This window comes from Streptomyces lincolnensis (genome assembly GCF_021173675.1).
Taxonomy (GTDB): Bacteria; Actinomycetota; Actinomycetes; order Streptomycetales; family Streptomycetaceae; genus Streptomyces; species Streptomyces lincolnensis_B.
Map to the genome: position 1 here is coordinate 810,172 of NZ_JAIHON010000001.1, position 23,707 is coordinate 833,878.

Genomic DNA, 23,707 nt, shown 5'->3' on the forward strand with positions numbered 1-23,707 from the left:
ACCACCCCAAGGAGAGACCATGTCAGCCTCGACGTCCCCCGAGTACGACCTCATCGTCGTCGGATTCGGCGCCGCCGGCCTGTCGGCCGCCCTGTCCTACGCGGAGGCCACCGAGGACCGCGCCGAGCCCGCCCGGATCGCGGTCCTGGAGCGTTCGACCGAGGAGGAGCGCGGCGGCGCCACCCGCTGGACCGGCGCCTTCCTCCGCGTCGACCAGGACCGTCGGCTCGACACCGACTGGGCCGAGCACGTCGGCCGGGTCTCGGGCGGCCTGGCCGACACCGAGTACTGCCGCACCGTGGAGCGGGAGGCCCCGCCGACCCTGGCCTTCGTGGAGAAGCACGGCGTCGAGATCGCCTACGAGGACTTCCCGCTGCCGCACACCTTCGCCGCCGGGCAGCCGTCCATGACCCCGCCCGCCAGCCCGCGCGGCGGCGGCGCCTCGATCGTCGAACACCTGGGAGCGGCCCTGGAGAAGGACCCCCGTGTCGACATCCGCTACCAGACGGAGGCCCTGCGCCTGACCACCGCCGAGGACGGGACCGTCGACGGCGTCGTGGTCCGCGGCTCCGACGGCCGCACCCGGCGGCTCACCGGCCGCGCGGTCGTCCTCGCCTGCGGCGGTTTCGAGGGCAACACCGAGATGCTCACCCGGTACGTCGGCGACCGCGCCTGCGACCTGCCACTGATCGCCCCCGGCATCGCCAACAACCGCGGCGACGCGCTGCGCATGGCGCTGGAGCTCGGCGCGGACACGGCCGGCCAGTTCGACGGCATCCACGCCGAGCCGGTCGACCGCCGTACCACCAAGGCCGACTCGGTGCTGTACGGCTTCAGTTGCGGGATCTTCGTCAACGGCCGTATGGAGCGGTTCTTCGACGAGGGCCGGGACACCTGGGACAACACCTTCGAGCACGTCGGCCACGAGATCTGGAAGAACCAGGACCAGGAGGCGTACTGGATCGCCGACGCCAAGACCCTGGCGATCCCCGGGATCATGAACTCGCTGCTCAGCGATGTGCCGCCGGAGCAGGCGGACACCCTGGAGGAGCTCGCGGCGAAGCTCGGCGTGGATCCCGAGGGCCTGGAGAAGACCGTCGCCGAGTTCAACGCGTCCGTGGCTCCCGGGGAGTTCGACCCGACCCGCTTCGACGGCAAGCACACGGTCGGCGTCACCCCGCCGAAGTCCAACTGGGCCACCCCGCTGGACACCGCGCCCTTCATCGGCGTCCCGGTGACCGCCGCGGTCTGCTTCACCTACGGCGGTGTCCGCACCGACCTCGACGCCCGGGTCGTCACCCCGTCCGGCACCGCCATCCCGGGTCTGTACGCGGCCGGCGAGGCCACCGGCCTCTTCTACCACGCCTACCCGCCGGCCACGTCCGTCCTGCGCTCGCTCGTCTTCGGGCGGATCGCCGCGCACCACGCGGCCACCGCCGCCCAGCAGTCCGTCTGACCCCACCCACGTCAGCCTTCTGGAGACCTCATGAGTATCGTCAACATCGACGTCACCCTCCGCGACGGCGGTTATCGCAACGGCTTCGCCTTCCCCCTCGAATACGCCGTCAAGCACGCGCGGTTGAGCGTCGAGGCCGGGTTCGACTGGATCGAGATCGCCTACCGCAAGGGCTCGCTCGCGCCGATACCGAACCTCGGGCTCACCGGCCGGGGCGACGACGAGTACATCGCCGCGGTGGCCCAGGAGATCGGCGCCGAGCGGGTGGCGATGATCCTCCACCCGAAGAACATCACCCGGGACGACCTGCCCGCCATGTACGCGGCCGGGGCCCGCCTGGTCCGTGTCATCCTGCCCGCCCACGGCTACGAGGCCGGCCTCGACTACATCCGCCAGGCCAGGGACATCGGGTTCACGGTGGGCGTGAACTTCGCCCGGATCAGCCAGTGGGCGGGCCGGGAGGTGGTCGAGGCGGCGACCGCCGCGACGGACGCCGGCGCCGAGTTCGTCTACCTGGCCGACTCCAACGGCAGCCTCTCCCCGGTGGACACCACCGACCTGACCACCCTGACCAGGTCGGTCACCGGCGGACCGGTCGGGCTGCACGCCCACAACAACCTGGGGCTCGCCCTCGCCAACGCCATCAGCGCCGTCGACGCGGGCGCGACCTGGATGGACTCCTCGATCCAGGGCATGGGCAAGGGGCCGGGCAACCTCATCGCCGAACAGTGGCTGGCGCACCTCGACCGGACGGACCCGGAGGCCTCCGCGCGGCTCGACCTCGCCCCCGTCCTGGAGCTCGCGGAGCTGCTGCTCGCCAACATCCCCGAGGGCCGGCCCTCGTTGCCGCTGCCGGACCTGGTGCTGGGCCGCTACGACCTGCCGGTGGAGCACCGGGCCGCCCTGCTCGGCGAGCACGGGGAGGCGATCACCACCGCGCGCACCCTCGCGGGCGCCCGGTGACCCACGCCGGACCGGCCGTGCCGACGGCGGTCTTCGGACCGCGGACCGCCGTCGGCACGGCGCACGCCCTGGTCCTCGCCCCGGTGACACCCCGCTGGGACGAGGGGGCGTTCTTCGCTCCGGTCATCCGGACCCTGGCCGGTGCCGGGCTCCGGGTGACCGTGGTGGACACGCTCTCCCTCTGGGACGAGTCGGTGGACTCGATGGCCGCCCTCGTCGCCCGCTGCCGGGCGCTGCTGCCGGACTTCGGCCGCGTCGACCTGCTCTGCGGCAACGCCCTGGGCGGCGCGGTGGCCCAGGCCCTGCTGCCGGACGTCGATCCCGCCACCGCCGTCCTGCTCGTGTCGGGCCCCGCCCGCACGGACGCGGTCCTGGAGGAACGGCTCACCCGCATCGCCGATCTGGCCGCGGCCGACCGCCCCGGAGCCGCACTCGCCCTGCTGCACCAGCGGGTCCTGCCGCACGGCGCGCCCGGCGCCGACGGCGAGGCCGAGCCCGTGCCCGCCGACGCGGAGGCCGGCCGGAGGCTGGCCGCCGGGATGCGGCTGCTGTGCGGACTCGACGTCTCCGACGCGGTACGGGCCCACCGGGGCCCGCTGCTCCAGGTCGTCGGCAGCCACTCCCAGCTCGTCACCCAGCGGCACACCGCCGCCGCACCGCACCACACCGTGCATGTCGCCCCCGGGGCCGGCATGCGCCCCCACGCCGAACAGCCCGCGGAGGTGTCCTCGCTCGTCGAGAACTTCCTGTGGGAGAAGGGACTCCGATGAAACCGGCACCCGAGCAGCCGGCCGCCGACCGGCAGGCACCGAAGGCCACCGAGCAGCGCAAGAGCGTCGCCGTCCTCCCCGGCGACGGCGTCGGGCCGGAGGTCGTCTCCGCCGCCCTCGACACCGTGGACCGGCTCGGTCTGCCCCTGGACCTCCGCTTCGGGGAGATCGGCTGGGAGTGCTGGCGCCAGGAGGGCGACCCGGTGCCCGAGCGCACCTGGAAGCTCCTGGAGGAGACCGACACCTGCCTCCTGGGCGCCATCACCAGCAAGCCGCTGCGCGAGGCGGAGGCCGAGCTGTCCCCCGAACTGCGGGGCACCGGACGGACGTTCGTCTCACCGGTCATCCAACTCCGCCAGCGCCTGGGCCTGTACGCCAACATCCGCCCCGTCACGGACCTGGACCACGGCCGGTTCGACTTCACCGTGATCCGTGAGAACACCGAGGGCCTGTACGCCGGGTACGACGTCCACGGGCTCGACGAGGCGCTGTGGAACACCGTGCGCGACCACCCCAACGCCGAGGCCTCCGGCCCCGAGGGGACCAGCGTCACGCTGCGCCTGCAGACCCGGTTCGGCATCGACCGGCTGCTGCGCTTCGGCTTCGCGTACGCCGAGGCCAACGGCCACCGTCGGCTCACCGTCGTGGACAAGCCGAACGTCCTGCGGCACAGCGGCCACCATCTGCGGGAGCGCCTGGAGTCGATCTCCCGCGAGTACCCGGACGTCGAGACCGAGATCCTCAACGTGGACGCCGTCGCCCTGTGGATGGTGCGCAGGCCGGAGCGGTTCGGCGTCGTCGTGGCCGAGAACATGTTCGGCGACATCCTCTCCGACCTCGGCGCCGGCGTCATGGGCGGCCTCGGTCTCGCGCCGAGCGGCAACATCGGCGACCACGGCAGCTACTTCGAGCCGGTGCACGGCAGCGCCCCCGGCATGGCCGGCCAGGACCGGGCCAACCCGATGGCGATGCTGCTCACCGTCGCGCAGATGCTCGACCATCTCGGCCTGGCCGTACCGGGCGAGGACCTGCGCGCCGCCGTACGCGCGGTCGCACGGGCCCGTACGACCGTCACCTACGACCTGGGCGGCAGCGCGGGCACCCGGCGGGTCGCCGAGGCCGTCGCCCGTGAACTCGCGGACCCGCGGGGCGAGTCGGCGACGCGGCCCGCGGGAGGGGAGCGGGCCGCGACGGCACCGGTGCCCATGGAGGTGGTGGACCGGCTGGCCGTGCTGGACACCGCCTCGGTCTCCGACGCGCTGGACAGCCTCGGCATCGCCGGGGTGCTCCCCGGCATCACCGCGCGCGTGCCCGGCGCCCGTACGGCCGGACTGGCGTACACCGTCACCTACCAGCCGGTGGACACCTCCGACGGGAGGTTCCGCAACGCGGCGAACTACCTGGACGAGGTGCCCGCGGGATCCTTCGTGGTGGTCGACAACGGCGGCAGCACCAGCTGCACCAACTGGGGTTCGCTGCTGACGTCCGTGGCACGGAGCCGGGGGGTGCGCGGAACCGCGCTGCACGGCTCGGCCCGGGACATCGCCGAGATCCGTACGGCCGGATACCCGCTGTTCAGCACCGGCGCCACGATGGTGAGCGGCAAGAACCGGGTGGAACTGGCGGCCACCGGAGGGGAGATCACGGTCGGCGGCGTGACCGTGCGTCCCGGGGACGTCGTGGTCGCCGACGACAACGGTGTGCTCGTGGTGCCCGCCGAGCGGGCCGCCGAGGTCGCCGAGCGCGCGGAACGCGTGGAGCGCACCGAGTCGGCCATCGCGGACGCGGTCGGCACCGGACTGCGCCTGGACGAGGCCCGCCGCCGGTTCGGCTACGCCAAGCCGTGGGAGGGCCCCGGCGAGCGGTCCGCCGATGCGTGAGCCGGCGCCCCGGCTGGTGGACGTCCACTACCACGCGGGACCCGACCTCTACCGGCGCCGTCTGACGACGGGCGGCGCCGGGCGGGCGTACGCGGCGGTGGACGGCTGGGTGGTGATCAAGAGCCATCTGGGGTCCACGGCGGCGAGCGCCTGGGAGGCCCGGGAGGAGGGGCTGCCCGTCTCCGGCACGGTCGTGCTCAACGACCTCGCCGGGGGCGTCCGCCCCCGGGTCGTGGAGCAGGCCGTCTACGCCCACGGGCCGGACAGTCCCGCGCGGCTGGTCGTCCATCTCCCCACCCTGGTGGGGCCCGCGCACCGGTCCGCGCTGCGCCGCGAGCCGTTCCACCCCCTGCTGGACGCCGACCGGTGGCGCGGCGACGGCGTCCTGGACGGCACGGGCGGGCTGAGGCGGGAGGTGCGCGAGGTACTCGAAGCCGCCCGCGACCTGCCCGTCGTCCTGGCCACCGGTCACTGCGACCGGGAGCAGACGCTGCGGATCGTGGACGAGGCGGTACGTCTGGAGCTGCCCCGGCTGCTGCTGACCCACGCCACCCACCCCATGTCCGGCCTCACCCCCGCGGACCTCGCACAACTGTCCGACGTCCCCGGCCTGTTCGTCGAACTCACCGCGCTGACCCTGTTGTTGGGCCACCGGGACGTGCCCCACCTGGCCGAGGTGGTCCGCTCGCACCCCCGGGTGGTCTTCAGCTCCGATCTCGGCCAGCCGAACCAACCGGACCTGCCGGAGTGGCTGGAGACGAGCCGGGGCTGGTTCGACGCGGCCGGGCTGAGCCCCGCCCAGGTCCGGGCCATCACCTCCGCCAATCCTTCGAGCCTGCTGGCGCCCTGACCGCTCGGCCCCCAGCCGGCACCGCGAACCGGAGCCCTCACCATGACCGACCCCCTCGCTCCCCCACGCCGCGCCCTGCTGCGCACCGCGCTCGCGGCCACAGCACTGTCCGTCCCCTTCCTGAGCGCCACGTCAGGACCGGCACGGGCCGTGGCGCGCACGCCCGACATCGGCGCGCTGAACCACCAGTCCGCCGTCCGCACCCTGACCCTGGACGACGTCCGGCTCACCTACGTCGTGGACGGCGCCCTGGAGCTGGACCCCGAGGGATTCCTCCCCGCCGTCCCCGCCGCGTACTGGCGTGAGCACCCCGAGGCGCTCACCGCGTCCGGCCGTATCGCCGCCTCGGTGGGCGGTGTCCTCGTCGAGCGGGGCCGGCGGAAACTGCTGATCGACGCGGGCCTCGGCGGCAACGTCCTCGCCCCGGAACTCGGCGTCTCCCGGGGCGGCGCGCTGCTGAGCACGCTCCGCGCCCTGCGGGTGTCGCCGCGGGCCGTCGACACCGTGGCCTTCACCCACCTGCACACCGACCACACCGGCCTCGGCTTCGTCCGGCACCGCGACGGCATGCGCAAGGCGTTCCCGCGCGCCGACTACCTGGTGGCGGACGCCGAATGGGGACCCTTCTGGCGGGGCGAGATCAAGGTGGGTGCCCCGTCCCGGGACGCGTTCATGGTGCCGATGTCGCGCGTCCTACGACGGTTCGACGACGGCGAGGAGGTGTGGCCCGGCGTCACCGCGCTGGTCACCCCGGGACACAGCCCCGGGCACACCACGTACGCGATCTCGACCTCGGGCGGACGCCGGATCCTCGTCCTCGGGGACGCCTTCCACACCCCGGCCCAGCTCACCCACCCCGAGTGGGCCTCCGGACCCGACGTGGACATCGACGGCGTCCTACGGGCCCGCAGGCGCCTCCTCGACCACCTGCTCGCTCCCCGCACCCACGCCTTCGCCTTCCACTTCGGCGACCAGACCTTCGGCCGCGTCGTGCGCGACGGCACCGGCGCGGCCGGATGGCGCCCGGAACCCGCCCGGCCCCTGCTGCCCCACCCGGTCCGCCTGCCCGCGCCCCCCGCCGGGCTCAGCCCTCGTCCGGCGTCAGCCGCAGCGAGATGCTGTTGATGCAGTACCGCTGGTCCGTCGGCGTCGGATACCCCTCGCCCTCGAAGACATGCCCGAGGTGCGACCCGCAGCGGGCGCAGCGCACCTCGGTGCGGACCATGCCGTGGGAGCGGTCCTCGATCAGCTCGACGGCGTCGGTGTCCTTCGGGTCGTAGAAGGACGGCCAGCCGGTCGTGGCGGGTGAGCAGTTCGGCGACGCGTAGAGGATTGCGTGGCCCCGGATATCCCTTGCGCCTACGGTTGTCCGCGACCCACGTGCTGCTCAGCATCGCCCGCTGTGAGAGCTCTGCACGCCGCCTCCTGGACGCCGCGGGCGCCGACGACGAGACGGTCCGCACAGCTCCGCCACCGGGCTGCCAGGTCGGCCGCGCCCGCGGGCTCTTTGGGCGCTCACGACGGAGAAGGTCCTCCATCTCGTCTCGTAAAGCCTCACCATGAAGCCCTTCGCCTCTGCCCACCCGCTTGCAGGCGGCGGGGGGGAACCCGGCCGAACTGCGGGTCGCACTGCCCGCGGCAGTCGCGAGACATTGACACGCTCCAGCCATCGCTTGATTGCGCTGTTGCCCCAAGACGCGCTGCACCCAGCCGCGTCGGGCGGGACAGGCGCGCTCAGGACGACGCCGGGCCGGTCAGCCCAGCGAGGCTCCGGACTGCGCCTCGGTCTCGGTCAGCTGCACGGTTCCGCGGTGGGAGACTTCCACCTTGTAAACGCCCTTGCCGGCAGGCACGTCCGCGACCGCCACCCCGAACCTGCACGTGCGGTCGCTGTCCAGTGTCGAATCGCCGAGCTGGCCTGTGGCGATCACCGTGCCGGCTCCGTCGTAGACCGTGACCGCCGCGCCCTCGAAGATGTCGTCGTAACCGTCGCTACCTGTGCATCCACCAAGGCCGTCGGCGACGACACCGTCGGTGAGCTCGAATGTCCCGGTGAGGGCGAACGTGCCCGGGGCCTGGGACTCGGCGCTGCTCGGGCTCTTCATGACGGTGTTGTCGCTGCCGCCCACGATGGCCCACACGGTTCCGATCGCGCCGGCCCCCAGGACGGCGCCCGCCAGGGCGACGAGCAGCGGGTGCACGCGCCGGGTCCTGGAGCGGTGGTGCGGGAGCGGGGGCGGGTCGGTCGGCGGGGGCGGATAGTCACTGCTCATGGTCACCCCAGAGGCAGTAGCGTGCCGGAGGGACGGTGGTGCGACGGCCTGGGTGAGCGATAGGCCCACCCGCCTCATGACGGGCGCGGGGTGGTTGCCGTCAGCCGGTCCGCTTCCAGGTCTTGCACCCCGTGGTCTGGAATGCCCCGTCGCTGGCGGAGATCGTCACGGTGGTGGGGCCTGCGGTGTTCGCGTTGGCGATGATCTCGTCGAATTCGCCGGAGGTTCCGCTCAGCCGTGCCCAGTAGCAGTTCGGGATGACCGACTCTTCAGGGCCGTCGGTGCGGTATGTGCCGGGCCTGATGTCGTCGCCGACGATGTACGTCCCGTCGCCGGGGATCTCACCGTCCGGGGCCTTCCTGGTGGGATTCGGAGTGGGGGTGGGTGTCTCCTCGGCGGGCGGGGCTGATTCGGTCTCGGTCGCCGTTCTGGTGACCGTGACCATCGCCGACGGCGCGGTGTCCTTGCCTTTGCTGTCGGAGTCGTCCGCGCCGCCCGAGCCGATGACGGCCCCGATGATGAGGCCGAGGACGGCGGCTGCCGTGTGGGTCAGGACGCCCTTCACCGATCTCGATCTGCGCGGGGCGGGCGGCGGCTGCTGTGGTCCCCAGGGCGGAGGCTGCTCCGACGAACCCCGGGCCGGGCCCGAGGCGTCGTTGTCGTTCATGACTTCAGCGTGCGCCTGCCCCGCCGGATCCGCACCATAAGGATCAGCGGTAGCTGGGCGGAGCGTTGATCGCGACGGTTCCTGCCGCAGTTACGCCACGCCTGAACGCAAAATTCTTTCGGGGCACGCGTCACTCGGCTACGCGAACCTCTCAGCAATTGTGATAGCAGAAGGAGATTCAGCGACAGTTTTCCAGACGGCCGCCCCGTGTCCAACCAGCCTGAACCCGCCGACCGTTCGGAACTCAAAGGTACGAGCCTCTGGAATCAAGTATGCGTGCCTTTATCCGTGGCTCATTTACTAAGTGAGACGGAAGCCGCGTTGATTCATATATTTTTGCTTTGACGATTTGATCCACGGTCACCCCTGTCGCCATTCTGAGATTGCAATGCTTGAGTTCCGTCTGCTCCATCGTGGCGCCAGACAAATCCGTTCCCGAAAGATCTGCGCCGTCTAGACTTGCACCGGACAATGTTGCGGCCACCATGTTCGCCTGCGCCAGATAGGCTCCCGCAAGGTAGGCCCCCGATAGGTCTGCGAAGTTGAGATCAGCACTCTCAAGGTGGGATTGCGCCAGATTCACCCCTTGCAGCGCGGCGCCCCCCAGGCGAGCCCCTCGCAAGTCCGTTCGGCTGAGATCGCAGCGATGCTCTTTGTCTGGCCGTTCGGGTCGGCGACCGAGGACTGTCAGGGCTCCTTGCACCTGCTCCAACGGCCGATGCTCGATATGCCGCAGGGATGGCGGAAGATGCTTAACCACCTTCCGCCTTGGGGGGACCCAACCGGCGTGGTTTCGAATGAACGCGGCAAGGACTTCTACAACCGTAGCGTGATCCCTCTCTGAATCACGCATAATGCGCTCCAGTGAATATATGCCCCCCAGTTGCTCGGTGAGGCTTTCCGACGCAAGAAGCTTTATGGCTTCCACGTAACGGTCCGTGACATGCCCCTCGCGTGCTAGGTCGGCCTGTTCTCGATCCTTTCTGCGGGTGTGTTCCAGATTGCCGTGCGTGTAGTAGAGGCCCATTCCCGCAACGATGCCGGCGCCGAGCGCAACGAGAGCGGTGCGAAATCCGGTAATGACAACACCATCAGCTGGCTCAAGGTTGTGGTGGCGAAGGTGGGCTCCGTCGAACCACCACGGGCCCTTCCATAGCAGCAGAGCAAATCCGGTAACGATGAGGGGGATGGCAACGCCCCAGGCGATCCGCTTTATCTTCGATTTCATGCGGTTTAGCATGGCCGACTCCGCCGCAGGGCGGGAGTGTCAAGTTCCTCCCGCTGGCTGACCTCCTCGGCTGGATCCGGTTCTGACCTGGCGCAAGCAACACACGTGGTGCGGAGAAAATGCACGAGCGGTTCGTTCCCCGGTCGCGTCACCAGCACCTGCCATGGCAGAGCGGCGCTCCATCGGGCCTGGCGGGCGCCGCGTGACCGGGCGAAGCCGCTTCGGCAATGTCGGCGTCCGTGTGATGAGCGGCTTCATCTCCTGAAGCGGCGATGGACATCGGACACACGGGCCCCAGCCGCCCCTGAATGGCCGTTCCATACCGGCATGAGCGGAATAGCTGCTGCCGCGGAACGGCCGGAGTACCGTCGCATTCCGATCAGTTCGCCGGATCCGTTGGGACCTCCCTGCAAAGGTGATTCGCGTGAGAACCTGCGAGCCGCAAGGCGATTTATCGGTGCTCGTCCGGCGGGTACTGCGCCTCGGTGCCCTGGCCGCAGGCATCGTATGGGGCACGTTGATCCTGCTGGGCGGCACCGCGCGCGCCGAGACCGGCCCGGACGGTGCGTACGCGACGAGCATCCCGATCGCGGTGCCGGCCTTCCGCGGCCTGGAGCCCGAAGTCTCGCTGTCGTACGGCTCCGACGCCCCGAACGGCCTCGCGGGGCCCGGCTGGGGGCTCTCCGCGACGTCGCACATCGTCCGTGCCGGGAGCGGCGGTGGCACTCCCGTCTACGACGACGCAGCCGATGTCTTCGTGCTGGACGGCACCGAGCTGGTGCCGTGCACCCAGCAGAAGCCGAGGGCCAGCCCCAGCTGCAGTTCCGGGGGGACCCACTCCACGCGTCAGGAGAATTACACACGCATCCTCAAAGAGGGTGACAGCTGGGTCATCACCGCGAAGAACGGGACCCGGAGCATCTACACGGCCCAGCACATCGGCAGCTCGGCCGTCACCTACCAGTGGGCGCTGTCGCGTCGCGTCGACACGCACGGCAACGAAGTGACGTACGACTACAGCTGTGACGGGGTGCGGGAGTGCTACCTCACCAGGATCAGTTACGGCAACTCGCCCGACGCCCTGAAGAGCGCGATCGTCTTCTTCTACGAACTGCGGCCCGATGTCACCACCTACGCCACGGGCCAGAAGTTGGGGATCCTTGCCAAACGGCTCAGGACCATCGAGGTCGACAACGCCGGAAGCCTGGTGCGTGTGTACGGACTGTCCTACCGGGCGCAGTCGGGTCCCGACCGGGTGCTGCTGGAGAAGGTCCAGCAATGGGGCAACGATGCCGTCGTCGCGGCCGACGGTGCCATCAACACCATGGGCACGACACCCCTGCCCGCCAGGACGTTCCGGGCTGCCGGCAGCAGCGGCTGGACCCCCGGTGTCGGACACGCTCACTTCACCGGTCCATGGCCGAACAACGGCGGAGTCCCCGGACAGAAGGACTGGAACGGCGCCCCACTGCCCGGCCTGCTCTGGCAGCAGGACGTGCGCGTCCAGTGGTTCCCGTGCGACTTCGACGCCGATGGCCGCCAGGACATGCTGGGTGTGGGCCGTGAGGACAACGGCCGGGCCTCGGTGCGCGTGGCCCAGGCCCAGCGCGACGGCACCTGGACCAGCCGGACCCAGCTGCTGTCCTGGGACTGGGGAAACGCCTCGCGTCCCCAGTGGCGGGCCATGCCCGGTGATGTCACGGGTGACGGCCGCTGCGATCTCGCCTTCGCGCGCTGGGACCCCACCGTCGGCCGCGTTCTGCTGACCACGGCCGTCTCCCAGGATCGTCCCACCGCCCCCTTCCGGACGGTGTCCACGGTCCAGACGGCGGTCGATGAGTGGGCCCCCCAGAGCCGCTGGTTCCTCGCCGACACCAACGGCGATCACCGTGCAGACGTCATGGCCGCACTGCACCACCGCACGACCGCATCCCCTCCCAAGGACGAGGCCCGGTTCTTCGTCGCACTCTCGACGGGGCGCGGCGGGCTCGACCCGCACCCTGTGACGGATCCGCACTGGACACACAACCCGCGCGATGCCGCGCACTGGTTCGTCGGGGACTTCGACGGCGACGACCGCGCCGACCTGGCCCATGTACGGCAGAACGTCGATCCCAACACCAGCCCGAAGTACCAGGCAGCGGTCGACCTGGCACTGTCGCTCGGCGACGGCACCTTCAAGGGTCTCAAACCGTTTCTCACCGGCGCTAACTGGGTCAACTCAGTTGATCAGCCGGATCTGACGCTGTACGGGGATGTGGGCACCGACCTGGTGCAATCCGGGGACTTCAACAGCGACGGCCGCACGGACCTCCTCGTCGTCGGCGAGAAACCGCTGGCCGTGGTGACGGAACAGCCCAAGCTCCGGTTGTTCACGCTGCTGTCCACCGGGCGCGGCGCATTCCGGGTGGTCCGGCAGGACACCACTCTGCCTCTGGAGTACACGAACCTGGGCGTGAGTTTCGCACTGCAGGAGCACTCCTACCCGAATCACTGGATCAGTGGCGACACCAACGGTGACACCGCGACCGATGTGGCGATCCTGGCGCCCACGAGCTACCGCAACCCCAACTGGCCCTCGCGGACCAGGGCCACCTGGCTGATCTCCAAGAAGGACGGCACCTTTCAGGCAGTCCATCCTGCACCCACCGACTGGACTCATGACTGCCCCGACCGTTCCTCCGGGGTCGGGAACCGCATCGTGTGCCCGGAGGGACTCACCGGTCAGTACTTCCTCACCGACATTTCCGGCGACGGCCGGGCCGACCTGACGGGCGTCTTCCCGCACACGGCCCAGAACAACATGCGCATCGCCTCGTTCCGGGTCAAACCGACCTGGAACACCGACGGTCAGGACACCATCAATTGGCACGACGCCGACGTCAACGGCGACGGCGCGGCTGATCGCGTGTTCGTGAAGTACACCAACCCCGGCCTGCGGATCTACACGGCCCTGAGGAACAGCACCTCATTCAATCAGCTGCTGATCGACGATGTGCTGCCCGCCTACGACGACCGGGCACCAGGTCGCTGCCTCACCATCGACGTCGGCGGACCGCAGATCAGAGCGGACGGCAAAGCCGATCTGGTCTGCCCGTACGCGCAAGAGAGCCGAACCGGGGCATCGGCGGTGCGCATCCACACGCTGCTGTCGGACGGCACGGGCCAATGGACGCCGGCGCCCGGCATCGCCGGTACCGCCTGGCCCGGCGCGACCTTCGAAGACACGTGGTCGCTCAAGGCCCTGGACGTGGACGGGGACGGCGACACCGACCTCGCCCACACCGCGGCAACCGCATCGGGCGTGATGATTCGAACTCTTCTGTCCGCGGGGAACGGCCAGTGGACAGCGGTCAATGAACAGCAGTTCGGCAGCGGCGGGGAGGACGACGGAGCAGCCTGGCGCGTTGCCGATGTCAACGGTGACAAGCAAGCAGACCTGGTCCATGTGCACTTCACCGGAGCCGCGACGCAGGAAGTCCGTACCCTGTTGTCGCGCGGTGACGGGCACTGGCTGCCATTGACCGATACGCGGCAACTGCCGAGCACGGACACCGCCGACTGGAAGCCAGCCCAGCTCAATCCCGACGGAAAAACCGATCTGCTCAGCGTCGAGTCCCTGCCGCCGACGACCGGTCCCACCGGAGTCACCGGTCATCTGCGCATCGACCAGCTTGTCTCGCGCGGCCGGGGCACCTGGGACGTGGACTCCGTACCCGTGGACATCAACAACGGGGCGGGGCCCGGCGACAGCGCATCGTGGCGGATAACCGACCTCGACGGCGACGGAGTCTCCGACCTGACGACGGTCACCGCGGCGGCGAGCGGCACAGAGCTGCACGTCTGGACGCTGCTCAACCGCCACGGCAGCTGGGCCGTAAGCCATGAAGCCGTCCCGGCCGCCGACTGGGATCTCGGCGTCCCGGTCCATGACACCCGGAACATGCGGCCCACCGACGAGAACGCCGACGGCCGCGACGACCTCGCGATCGTACGCAAGGACGCCGACACGGTCCGCTTCCTCGCCCTGCGCTCGCGTTACGACGACGGCCGGCTCGTCGGACACACCAATGAGCTCGGCGGCAGCGTGGAGGTGCAGTACCGCTCCTCCACGGGGACACATGCCTCGATGCCCGCCGGTTCGGTGCGCCGCGTCGTCGCGGCCGTCCGTACCTTTGCCCGCCCGGCCGGTCCTTCGGCCGCCCCGGACTCCACCACCGCCTTCCGGTATGAGGGTGCACGCTGGTCCGCGGCCGAACACCGGTTCCTCGGCTTCGCGACGGTCACCGCGACCAATGAGTACAGCCGCACAGTGACGGACTACGCCCAAACACCCGGCTGCGCCAAGGCCCGGCTCAAGGTGGCCATCAGCGAAACGGGGGGCGGCGCACCCTCCGACACCACGACCTACACGTACGACGACTCCAGCACCAAAGATCCACCACCCCACCACTGCAGGCTCCTGACCGAACGCCGGGAACAGTGCGAGGCCGACGGCTGCCGGACCCTGTCAACGCAGTACGCACACGACCAGTACGGCAACATCACCTCGACCCGCCGCGACGGGCTGTTCGCCGACTCCGACCACGACAACCTCGACGACATAAGGAAGGACAACCGCGAACAGACCGTGCTGTTCAAACCCAACATCACTGCGTATATCGTCGGGCTCCCCGCCGCCATCGAGGTCCTCGACACCTCCGGCGCCCAGCCCCTACGCGTCACGCGCAGCCAGGTCGTGTACGACACCAACACGGCCTACACCCAGCCTCCGCTCGTCGGGGACCTGGCGAAACTGGACGTGTGGGACAGCGTGCGCAAGAGCTATGCCACGACCACCGTCGACCACGACTCGTACGGCAACCCGACAAAAGTGACCGGACCCACCGGGCGTTGGTCCCGTACCGACTACGACACGGTGTACGGCCTGTACCCCGTTCAAAAATGCAATGCCACGTACTGCGAGGGCCAGGAGTGGAACTACTCGCTCGGCAAGCCCACGGTCTCACGCGGGCCCGACCAGCAGACCACGACCCGGCGCTACGAGCCGCACGGGCGGATCCGCCACGTCGACTACCCCGGCGGCGGCTGCGAGGACTACCAGTACCCCGGCTGGGGCACCCGCAGCCAGCGGGTCATCGTCAAACAGTGCCTGTCCGCCTCGAACGCAGACCTGCTCGGCCTTCCCATCGAGCAGTATGTCGACGGACTCGGACGCACCATCCTGCTGCGCCGCGCGAGCGGAGCGGAGCGCACGCTCACGTACTTCGCCGCCACGGACCGCGTCGAAACCGAATCCGCCTGGGCGACGCCCGGCTCCGGCACGGCCACCGAGCGCTACACCTACGACTACCGCCTGCGGGCCAGGCAGATCCAGCACGCGGACGGCAGCCACCGGTCCGTCAGCTTCGGCAACAACACCGAGACATACACCGACGAGCTGAAGCACGATCGGGTGCTCTTCCGCGACGGATTCGACAACGTGGAGCGGGTGCGCGAGTTCGTCACCATCACCGGCCAGCTCCGCTCCTACGACACGACCTTCACGTACGACGCGCTGGACCGCCTCGTCGAGACGGTCGACGCGCGGAAGAACACCACGACGACCCAGTGGGACTCCCTCGGCCGCCGTCACGGCGGCTGCGACCCGGACCTCGGCTGCTGGACCATCGGCTACGACGACCAGGACCACCTGCCCGACTGGCAGGTCGACGCCAAGAAGCAACGGCTCGAATTCCGCTACGACCAGCTGGGACGTCTCACCGAAAAGGTCCACGATCCCCAGGGAACACCCCGCAGTGACCGGTGGTTCTACGACATCGGCCCCCTGACCAGCAAGCCCAACGGTGCCAGCACGGGCCGGATCACCCGCACCGAGAACGCGGACGGCACCGCCACCCACGACTTCACGTACGACACCGCAGGGCATGTCACGCTCCACAGGATCTGTGTCCAGCTGCGGTGCGCGGAGACCGAGGCCGCCTACGACGCGCCCGGCCGGCTGGCATCGGTGCGGTATCCGGATCAAAGTGGCACCGTTACGGCGACGTCCGAACTGGTGACGTACACCTACGACCCGGCCGGACGGCTGGAGAGCGTCGGCGGCTATGTGTCCTCCCTCGGGTACGACACCCATGACCGGCTCGAACGGCTGCGCTACGCCAACGACACCGAAGCCTTTCTCACCTACGACCCGCACCGGCAATGGATCAGCACCGAGAGGGTCGAGGACCTCGCGCACAACGAGCTGTTCCACAGTACATACGGCCACGACCTGGTCGGCCGGACGGACCACCGTGTCTCGCGGAACCCCAACCCTGAGAAGCAGAACTTCCGCTACGACGAGCTGAACCGGCTGCTGGAAGTCACCGGAGCGCACGCACAGAGCTTCGAGTACGACGAACTTGGCAACATGATCTCCCACTCGCAGACCGGCACCTACCGTTACGACGACCCGCACCACGTCCACGCGGTCACCGAGGTATCGGGCCAGGCACCCGCCACGTACGCCTACGACGCCAACGGCAACCAGACCACCGGCGTGGACCGGACACTCGGCTGGACCGACGACAATCTCCTCGCCTCGGCCACCACCCCCGCCGGGAAGACGACCTTCGTCTATGACGCGGACGGTGACCGAGTCCGCAAGACCGGACCGAACGGCACGGTGGACACCCTGGGGCCACTGGTCGAGTTCGACGCGGCGGGGCAGATGGTGACCTCGTACTACGCCGGCCCGCGCCTGATCGCCACCCGCCGAGGCAACGACGTCTCCTTCCACCACCAAGACGTCCTGGGCTCCCCCCGGATGACCACCGACGCCTCCGGCACCGTGACCGCCAGGTCCAACTACGCTCCGTACGGCGCGCCGCACGGACCAGCCGGGCAGGCAGGCAGCGGTACCGGCTTCGCAGGGCACAAGCCGGACGACGAGACCGGTCTGATCCACATGGGCTCCCGATACTACGACCCCGAGCTTGCCAAATTCGTCTCGGCCGACACCGTCGTGCCGCGGCCATACGACCCGCAGGCACTCAACCGCTACTCCTACGCCTACAACGCTCCACTGGACTACACCGACCCGGACGGCCACGAGCCGATCGGTGTCCACCAGCGAATCGAGTCGGAAGACTTCTACTTCGAGATCTCGGTCAACGTGGACCCCGGGTGGATGCCCCAGCCGTATGTCGTGCCGACCTGGGCACCACCCCAGCCCCCCACACCCTCCATTCAGACACCGGTCGATGTGCCACTACGGCCGAACAGCCCCGCCGGACCGCCACCGAGCCCTCCCACCGGCACCACACCGGGCGCCAGCCCCAGCGGCGGCTTCGAGCCCGCTCCCGGAATCTTCGCCGGGATCAGCAGGGCCGCCGCGCTCGAATTCGCTGTCGGCGCCGCCCGACTCGGCGCTCTCGGGATCGTGCTGTGGTCCACACCCGCCGGGGACCCAGCCACCCATGCCCGATTCCTCGCGCAGCAGGACGTGGACCGGATCATTCGGGAACCACTCAAGGACTGGGTACCGATCGGAGAAGAGACGCAGGAACTGCCCGTCCTCGACCCGGTACCGCACACCCCGGCGGACTTCCCGTCGGACCGGGCCACGGATCCCTACGACGATCCCGCGCTGCCCGGCGGCCCGACGGCGTACGACCTGGCCAACGGGTGGGAGAAGCATCATGTTTTCCCGCAGACATTCGCCTCCTACTTCAAGCAGAAGGGCATCGATATCCACGACTTCACCGTCAGTATTGGAGTCGAGCAGCACAAGGCGATCCACCGGGCGGGGTGGAACGCCGAATGGTTCGAGATCGTCACCAGCCCCGGCTACGGGGCCCTGACGCCGGCGGACGTCCTCAAGATCGGCGAACGGATGAAGAGGAAATACGGGATCGTCGGGCCGTACGAGCGGTACTAGGATCCACTTCCGCTGGAACGCGCACGAAAGCCTGCCTCCCAGGCAAACCATGAGAGAAAGGGGAAAATGCGCGAGGCTCACAGACACACAGCGGCATGACTGTGGGCAGGTCTGAGAATCGTGTGCGAGTCACTGTTGATCTGAACCGGTAGGCGCAATTGGTATGCCCTGGTGCGCCCGCTCTCTCTCGGCTAGTGCTCGAATATTGTCGTTCTCTGCGAGACGTAGCTGCGCCTGAACCTCACCTCGTGCACGAATGATCTTTTCCCATGCTCCTGCAAGTGCCGCAATCGCTGCGGTGACACCCGCGAGAATGGCAAGGAAGACAGTCACGGCCTGTGGGGCGTCCGGCGGTGTCAAGTGACCGTGGTGCTGCCAACTGCGAAACAGGTCGTACACGCCGAGATAGACGACCAGGGCGCACCCCAGAATGACCACCATGAGGGCTATCGTGAAGACCTTCGCATCCAGGCTCGCCCTCCGCGTCTTGATCAGGAGGTAGTTCTCGTCGTCAAGAGGGGAACGAGGGGTGCGGATACCCCTCAACACACGTCGCCTGAGCACCAGGTACAACGATCCGGCTCCAACAAATGAAGCGACGAGTAGAGTCAGAGTGACGTACGCCAGCACAGACATGCTCCATGCTGACGCAAGGTGGGCCTCGCTGTCCGGTGAATAGGTTCACCGCTATCGCCGGGGCCCGATCGCCTCCGACGGCGGGTCCTCCACCGTCGCCGGTACGCAGGCTCTCGGCCTTGGTTACCGGCACCCCGCACAGCATGGTGGCGCGGTCGAATCCGCATCCCTTGCCTGCTTGTCGAGGCCACGAAGGACAGAGCGCCCCGGGGGCAGCCGCTGGGAGCGGAGCCGGCGTTTCGCCCGCAGCTCAGCCCGAACCGGCCCACCTTCCCATTACAGCAGCGCACTTCGAAGTCGGCTGGGTACGTTGAGTCGCCATGAAGCCATTCACCTTCCAACAGGGCAAAGACCACTGGAAAACGGAGAGCACGCCGTCCTCCTGCATGCGTACGTCGCCGTTGATCTTGAACTACAACCGGAGCTCTCCGAACTCATCCGGGGTGTCCGTGAGGCAACCAGGGCGGACCCTCTCACCCACATCGGCGACGAGTGGTTTCACATCACTCTTTACCAACTGAGCCAAAAGCCCGCCTCCGAGATCCCCGAAGGCGAGCGGCAGGCCCTCGTCGCCGCACTGACCGAGCAGATGAAGGCCATCGCCCCCTTTACCATCACGGTCGGCAGCCCTCTCCCGTACGCCTCGGGTCTGATTCTTGATCTCGGACCGGACGAGCCGCTCGATGACCTACGGGCCGCCACTACCCGCGCCTTTGAGCTCGTGCGCGGCCCCGAGGCCACCACATACGACACTGGCGTGCTCCACCTGACCGAGTCCTACGCCATCGCCGAGGTCACCCTGGATCACTTCCACCAGATCCACCGACGCGTCCGACGCGTCCGCCCCAGCCACGCCCCGCTGCGTGTAGACAGCATCGCTCTCGTTGACGTTGTCGCGAACGACACCAAGAAGACGATCACGTGCGACACCTTGGCCACCGTTCCCCTCCTCGGGGACTCCGGAGCGGCTGCGTGATGCTGGTTCCCCCCGAGTCTCAGCGCGCCGCCAGGCCATCCAAGCGGCCGAAGGCCGATCACGCCGGAGCGACGACGGAACTCGCCTTGGCCAACTGCGAGCCGGTCGAGCAGTACCCGGGACGAACATCTATCCCGTTTCTCGTCCGCTGCCTCATCGAAACGTGTCCGGGCCGCAAGCCGTTCCCTACTTACCTGAGCCAGGTGCGCGCACTGCGCGGCGACTCAGCCTGCCAGCACTGCCGCGCCCGACGCCGGGCCAACGAGCGCCGCGCCGAGATGATCAGCTGTGGCCGCATACTCCCCATGGAGTTCATCCACGACATCAAGCAGCCGGTCCGTGGGTGGCGCATGCGGTGTTGGAACGTGGTCGACAAACCCCGCCTGGACAATATTCGCTCCGGTCAGGGCGGCTGCGAGCACTGTGGTGGGAAGAAGCGGTTCACCGAGCAGGAGGCACGGCGGATTGCCAGAGCCTGGGGCTACAAGCCCCTGCCCGACATCGCATACGAGAACGACGCCACGAAGTGGCCCGGCCTATGCCTTGCCCAGGGCCACTTCTGCACGCCCAACCTGAACATGCGGTTCCAGAGCGGGCCGTGTGCTTCCTGTGCCGACTATGGGTTCAAGCCCAATCGGCCGGCCCTGCTCGACCTCGTGATCAACCCCCGCCTGGAAGCCGCCAAGATCGGCATATGCGAGGACAGCCCGAAGAGCCAGCGACTAAGGAGCTCGAGGCCCATGTAGCGGCGGGCCTCGGTCCACTCGTCGTTCTGCTCGGCCAGCACCGCGCCGACCAGGCGGATCAGAGCGGTGCGGTCGGGGAAGATGCCGACCACGTCGGTGCGACGCCTGATCTCCTTGTTCAGCCGTTCCTGCGGGTTGTTGAACCAGATCTGCCGCCAGATCTCACGTGGGAACGCCGTGAATGCCAGCCCGTCGTGCTGAGCGGTGTCCAAGTGAGCTGCGGCCTTGGGGAACTTGGCCTCCAGAGCGTTCAGGACGTGCCGCATCTGGGCCTTCACGGCGTCGGTGTCGGGCTGTTCGAAGACGGTCCGCAGCAGCGTGGCCACCCAGGGCTGGGCGGACTTGGGGACCTGGCTCAGCAACGCGCGGGCGTAGTGGGTGCGGCAGCGCTGCCAGCTCGCGCCGGGCAAGGTCGCCCCGATCGCGTTGACGAGGCCCATGTGCGCGTCGGAGACGACCAGTTGGACGCCGGACAGGCCGCGGGCGACCAGGGAGCGCAGGAAGGCGAGCCAGCCGGCGCCGTCCTCGCTGGAGGCGACGTCGATGTCCAGGATCTCGCGGTGTCCGTCGGCGTTCACGCCGACTGCGATGAGGGCGTGGACGTTGATGATGCGGCCGCCCTCGCGGACCTTCTGGGTCAGTGCGTCGACCCAGACGAATGCGTAAGGCCCTTGGTCCAGGGGCCGGTTGCGGAACGCGGCGACCTGTTCGTCCAGGTGCTTGGCCATCGCGCTGACCTGGGACTTCGACAGTTGGGTGACGTCCAAGGACTCGGCGAGCTTCTCGACTCTGCGCGTGCTGACGCCGAGCAGGTAGGCGGTGGCGACCACCGAGATGAGGGCCTGTTCGGCCCGGCGGCGCCTCTCCAGCAGCCAGTGCGGGAAGTAACTGCCGGACCTGAGCTTGGGGATGGCCAGTTCGACGGTGCCGGCCCGGGTGTCCCACTCGCGCGGGCGGTAGCCGTTGCGGTGGTTGACGCGTTCGTCGCTGACCTGCCCGTATTCGGCATTGCAGAGGGCATCGGCCTCCGCGGACATGAGCGCGTCGGCGAACGTCTTGACCATCGCGCGCAGCAGGTCCGGACTCGCCGCGGCGAGGTTGTCTTCGGCGAGGGCGTGCAGGGGCAGACTGTCTGGCGCGGTCATCGTGCTGATCTCCTTCGAGGCTTCGACACTTCGAAGATCAGCCGGTGGCCGTTCATCTATGCGGGCACCATCCCAATGCCGGAGCAAACCCCCGCATCAGGTCGAACCCGTACACCACTTCCCTGGACGCAACCGACCGCCACGAACCGGAAGCCAAGAGACCAGTATGGCCTTTGCGATAATCGACGGCGACAATGTGGGAAACAAGGTTGAAAAATACATTCTGGCAAACAACGTAGAAGGATTTATCGAATCATCCAGAATGATTAGTAGGGTACTCCAGAGAATGGCTGACCGCATGACCGAATTGCCGGGTGTTTCTCTAGTTCACACTGGAGGAGATAGCATCTTGATTGAAATTGAAGATGCCAGCATCGACCTAGTAGTCGAGACGCTAGAAAAGGAACAAAATCCCGGACTTCTCACATTCTCGGCGGGAGTGGGGTCACCTCCTCGCCGGAGTTTTCTGGCCCTCAGGATGGCGAAATCGTCAGGCAAGTGCCAAATCATCCGCTTCCACGATGAGGCGGAGTAGTACCCGCAACTTTCCTCACCTCAACACCTCCATGCCGTCGCCCTCCACTCGCTTTCCAACCCCTGATAGCGAACCAGAGGGCGACGTTCATATGTCGGTCCACTCACTCCATCGCCCAACCTCCCGGGTTTTTCGATCCACGCACACTCAGCCCACGAGCCGGGGAGCACACCGATGAAGCCTTCCAACCGCGGCCCGTCTCCCTCCGGGTCACTTCGTGTCGATCCCATCGGATGACGTCAGCTCACAAGGCCGAGGTTGATGAGGCGGAACCCCATGGCGGAGTCACTGACGTCGAAGATGACTGCTAGCGCACTGGCACAGCGTTCTGGGTCTTGGCGTATGACTGCAGACAGCCGTTGCAGTTCCGAACGGACCAGGTCAGCGGGCATCAATAGGTTCGCCGCGAAGGCGTTCGCCTCGATCTCCTCACGGTCGGTCGCCATGCTGGACGTCTTGTCTCGGAGATTGACCCGGACAGGCCGGTCAAGAACGATCTCTCGTCCCGGGTGCAGCAAATAGTGCCCCAGCTCATGAGCGATCGTGAATCGCTGCCGGTGGCTTGAGTGAACATCGTTGACGCCCACCACCGGCTGCCTGCCGTCCTGACGGATGAGCATGCCGGAGACGTCCCCGTCCTTGAATGCACTGCGGGAGACGATGACCCCGAGGTGAGCCGCCAGGCGCTCCACGCTGACTGGTGGTGCGGTCCCGCCCGCCTCAGCAAGGAGACGCCCAGCCGCTTGCTCTGCTCGCCTAGCCACGACCTGTCTCCTTCTCGGCGTTTGCCAGCACGCTCTGCGCCCAGCCGCGTGCATCCTCCGGTAGCTCGTCCAGGACGTCCGAGTGGCCCTCAGGGGCTGGCAACAGCGACTCCGGCTCCACACGCAGTGCGGCAGCGAACTCGAAGAGCATATGCAGCGCCACCCGCTGACGCCCCTTCTCAATGTTGCTGATCGAGGTGCGATTGAGCCCTGGAGTGACCCCCGGGATTCCGACACCTGGACGCTGGATGTTTCGTCATCCAGGGGAAGTGATCCATGGTGGCAAAGCGGAAGAATTACCCCGAAGAGTTCAAGCGGGACGCAGTGGACCTGGCGCGTTCCTCGAAGGACCGAACCCTCACCGACATTGCACGGAGCCTGGGCATCCATCTGGAGACGCTGCGGAACTGGATCCGCGAGGACAAAGCCCGCGCCCAGGACGTGGACGGCGGGAGTGACGCCAGTATGACCCCCGCCGAGAAGGACGAGCTCAAACGCCTGCGGCGGGAGAATGCCCGGCTCAAGGAGGATAACGAGATCCTCCGGAAAGCTGCCGCTTATTTCGCGCGGGAGACGACACGGTGATCCGCTTCCGTTTCGTCGACGAGCACCGGCACGCCCACGGCGTGAAGCGGATGTGTGACGTCCTGGGCTGGGACCGGTCCGGCTACTACACGTGGCACAAGAACAAGGAGGCCCGGGAGGAGAAAGCTGGCGTCGAGGAGGCGCTGGCACACAGCATCCGGGAGATCCATTCCGATTCCCGGGGATCCTACGGCGCCTTGCGGATCACCCGCGAACTGCGCCGTCGCGGGCAGGTCGTGAACCGTAAACGGGTCGCGCGGATCATGCGGGAGAGGCAGATCGCCGGGATAACGCGACGGAAATCGCGCTCCC

General features: G+C 68.3%; 17 protein-coding genes and 1 pseudogene. 11 read left to right on the plus strand and 7 right to left on the minus strand.

The window, feature by feature from the left end; translation table 11 throughout:
• Positions 1–19 precede the first annotated feature (19 nt).
• Genes K4B79_RS03500 through K4B79_RS03525 form a run of 6 tightly spaced genes read left to right on the plus strand, consistent with a single transcriptional unit; the run spans position 20 to position 7,044 of the window.
• A complete protein-coding gene (locus K4B79_RS03500) occupies positions 20–1,456 on the plus strand; it encodes an FAD-binding protein (RefSeq protein ID WP_232024701.1) in 1,437 nt (478 codons plus the stop codon).
• A 30-nt stretch (positions 1,457–1,486) separates the two neighbouring features.
• Positions 1,487–2,419 carry a hypothetical protein gene (locus tag K4B79_RS03505; protein ID WP_232024702.1) on the plus strand — a complete coding sequence of 311 codons (933 nt, stop codon included), beginning with the start codon at positions 1,487–1,489 and terminating at the stop codon, positions 2,417–2,419.
• Positions 2,416–3,189, plus strand: coding sequence for an alpha/beta fold hydrolase (locus tag K4B79_RS03510; protein WP_232024703.1), 774 nt, complete (start codon positions 2,416–2,418; stop codon positions 3,187–3,189). Before K4B79_RS03505 ends, K4B79_RS03510 begins: the two co-directional genes overlap by 4 nt.
• The gene (locus tag K4B79_RS03515) at positions 3,186–5,069 is read left to right on the plus strand and encodes an isocitrate/isopropylmalate family dehydrogenase (protein WP_232024704.1); all 1,884 of its coding nucleotides are present in this window, start codon (positions 3,186–3,188) and stop codon (positions 5,067–5,069) included. Before K4B79_RS03510 ends, K4B79_RS03515 begins: the two co-directional genes overlap by 4 nt.
• Positions 5,062–5,919, plus strand: coding sequence for a DUF6282 family protein (locus K4B79_RS03520; RefSeq protein WP_232024705.1), 858 nt, complete (start codon positions 5,062–5,064; stop codon positions 5,917–5,919). Before K4B79_RS03515 ends, K4B79_RS03520 begins: the two co-directional genes overlap by 8 nt.
• Positions 5,920–5,961: 42 nt before the next feature.
• A complete protein-coding gene (locus K4B79_RS03525) occupies positions 5,962–7,044 on the plus strand; it encodes an MBL fold metallo-hydrolase (protein ID WP_232024706.1) in 1,083 nt (360 codons plus the stop codon).
• On the opposite strand, the pseudogene K4B79_RS03530 reads toward K4B79_RS03525, so the two are convergent.
• The 4 genes and pseudogenes from K4B79_RS03530 to K4B79_RS03545 form a co-directional block, all read right to left on the minus strand.
• Positions 7,004–7,216 (minus strand): annotated as a pseudogene (locus K4B79_RS03530) (peptide-methionine (R)-S-oxide reductase); the annotation flags it as partial. The gene K4B79_RS03525 and the pseudogene K4B79_RS03530 overlap by 41 nt on opposite strands.
• Positions 7,217–7,673: 457 nt before the next feature.
• Positions 7,674–8,192, minus strand: a complete 519-nt coding sequence (locus tag K4B79_RS03535) for a hypothetical protein (RefSeq protein WP_232024707.1) — start codon at positions 8,190–8,192, stop codon at positions 7,674–7,676.
• Positions 8,193–8,292: 100 nt separating this feature from the next.
• The gene (locus tag K4B79_RS03540) at positions 8,293–8,859 is read right to left on the minus strand and encodes a hypothetical protein (RefSeq protein WP_232024708.1); all 567 of its coding nucleotides are present in this window, start codon (positions 8,857–8,859) and stop codon (positions 8,293–8,295) included.
• A gap of 244 nt (positions 8,860–9,103) precedes the next feature.
• Complete coding sequence (locus K4B79_RS03545; protein WP_232024709.1) at positions 9,104–10,087, minus strand: pentapeptide repeat-containing protein; 984 nt, start codon at positions 10,085–10,087, stop codon at positions 9,104–9,106.
• 424 nt (positions 10,088–10,511) lie between these two features.
• On the opposite strand from K4B79_RS03545, the gene K4B79_RS03550 reads away from it, so the two are divergent.
• The gene (locus tag K4B79_RS03550; protein WP_232024710.1) at positions 10,512–18,008 is read left to right on the plus strand and encodes an FG-GAP-like repeat-containing protein; all 7,497 of its coding nucleotides are present in this window, start codon (positions 10,512–10,514) and stop codon (positions 18,006–18,008) included.
• 129 nt (positions 18,009–18,137) lie between these two features.
• Here the strand turns inward: K4B79_RS03550 and K4B79_RS03555 are convergent, their stop codons facing one another.
• Entirely contained in the window at positions 18,138–18,638 is a 501-nt protein-coding gene (locus K4B79_RS03555; RefSeq protein WP_232024711.1) for a hypothetical protein, read from the minus strand.
• A 316-nt stretch (positions 18,639–18,954) separates the two neighbouring features.
• On the opposite strand from K4B79_RS03555, the gene K4B79_RS03560 reads away from it, so the two are divergent.
• Complete coding sequence (locus K4B79_RS03560; protein ID WP_232024712.1) at positions 18,955–19,620, plus strand: 2'-5' RNA ligase family protein; 666 nt, start codon at positions 18,955–18,957, stop codon at positions 19,618–19,620.
• Between the two features lie 616 nt (positions 19,621–20,236).
• Here K4B79_RS03560 and K4B79_RS03565 read toward each other — a convergent pair.
• On the minus strand, positions 20,237–21,511 hold the full coding sequence (locus K4B79_RS03565) for an IS256 family transposase (protein ID WP_232024713.1): 1,275 nt from the start codon (positions 21,509–21,511) through the stop codon (positions 20,237–20,239).
• A 166-nt stretch (positions 21,512–21,677) separates the two neighbouring features.
• Between K4B79_RS03565 and K4B79_RS03570 the strand changes: the two genes are divergently transcribed.
• On the plus strand, positions 21,678–22,046 hold the full coding sequence (locus K4B79_RS03570) for a mCpol domain-containing protein (RefSeq protein ID WP_232024714.1): 369 nt from the start codon (positions 21,678–21,680) through the stop codon (positions 22,044–22,046).
• 239 nt (positions 22,047–22,285) lie between these two features.
• Here K4B79_RS03570 and K4B79_RS03575 read toward each other — a convergent pair whose 3' ends face one another.
• Positions 22,286–22,738: an ImmA/IrrE family metallo-endopeptidase gene (locus K4B79_RS03575; protein ID WP_232024715.1), complete on the minus strand. Its 453-nt coding sequence runs from the start codon at positions 22,736–22,738 to the stop codon at positions 22,286–22,288.
• 348 nt (positions 22,739–23,086) lie between these two features.
• Here K4B79_RS03575 and K4B79_RS03580 point away from each other — a divergent pair, with 348 nt between their 5' ends.
• Positions 23,087–23,395 carry a transposase gene (locus tag K4B79_RS03580; RefSeq protein ID WP_232024716.1) on the plus strand — a complete coding sequence of 103 codons (309 nt, stop codon included), beginning with the start codon at positions 23,087–23,089 and terminating at the stop codon, positions 23,393–23,395.
• Positions 23,392–23,707, plus strand: a 316-nt coding sequence (locus K4B79_RS03585) for an IS3 family transposase (protein WP_232024717.1), incomplete at its 3' end; no start/stop codon positions are given. The genes K4B79_RS03580 and K4B79_RS03585, both read left to right, overlap by 4 nt.

Excerpts from the sequence above, each read along its gene's own strand:
- K4B79_RS03500 (WP_232024701.1), top strand. The coding sequence starts at position 20 with ATGTCAGCCTCGACGTCCCCCGAGTACGACCTCATCGTCGTCGGATTC.
- K4B79_RS03505 (WP_232024702.1), top strand. The coding sequence starts at position 1,487 with ATGAGTATCGTCAACATCGACGTCACCCTCCGCGACGGCGGTTATCGC.
- K4B79_RS03515 (WP_232024704.1), top strand. The coding sequence starts at position 3,186 with ATGAAACCGGCACCCGAGCAGCCGGCCGCCGACCGGCAGGCACCGAAG.
- K4B79_RS03520 (WP_232024705.1), top strand. The coding sequence starts at position 5,062 with ATGCGTGAGCCGGCGCCCCGGCTGGTGGACGTCCACTACCACGCGGGA.
- K4B79_RS03525 (WP_232024706.1), top strand. The coding sequence starts at position 5,962 with ATGACCGACCCCCTCGCTCCCCCACGCCGCGCCCTGCTGCGCACCGCG.
- K4B79_RS03535 (WP_232024707.1), bottom strand. The coding sequence starts at position 8,192 with ATGAGCAGTGACTATCCGCCCCCGCCGACCGACCCGCCCCCGCTCCCG.
- K4B79_RS03540 (WP_232024708.1), bottom strand. The coding sequence starts at position 8,859 with ATGAACGACAACGACGCCTCGGGCCCGGCCCGGGGTTCGTCGGAGCAG.
- K4B79_RS03545 (WP_232024709.1), bottom strand. The coding sequence starts at position 10,087 with ATGAAATCGAAGATAAAGCGGATCGCCTGGGGCGTTGCCATCCCCCTC.
- K4B79_RS03565 (WP_232024713.1), bottom strand. The coding sequence starts at position 21,511 with ATGACCGCGCCAGACAGTCTGCCCCTGCACGCCCTCGCCGAAGACAAC.
- K4B79_RS03570 (WP_232024714.1), top strand. The coding sequence starts at position 21,678 with ATGGCCTTTGCGATAATCGACGGCGACAATGTGGGAAACAAGGTTGAA.
- K4B79_RS03580 (WP_232024716.1), top strand. The coding sequence starts at position 23,087 with ATGGTGGCAAAGCGGAAGAATTACCCCGAAGAGTTCAAGCGGGACGCA.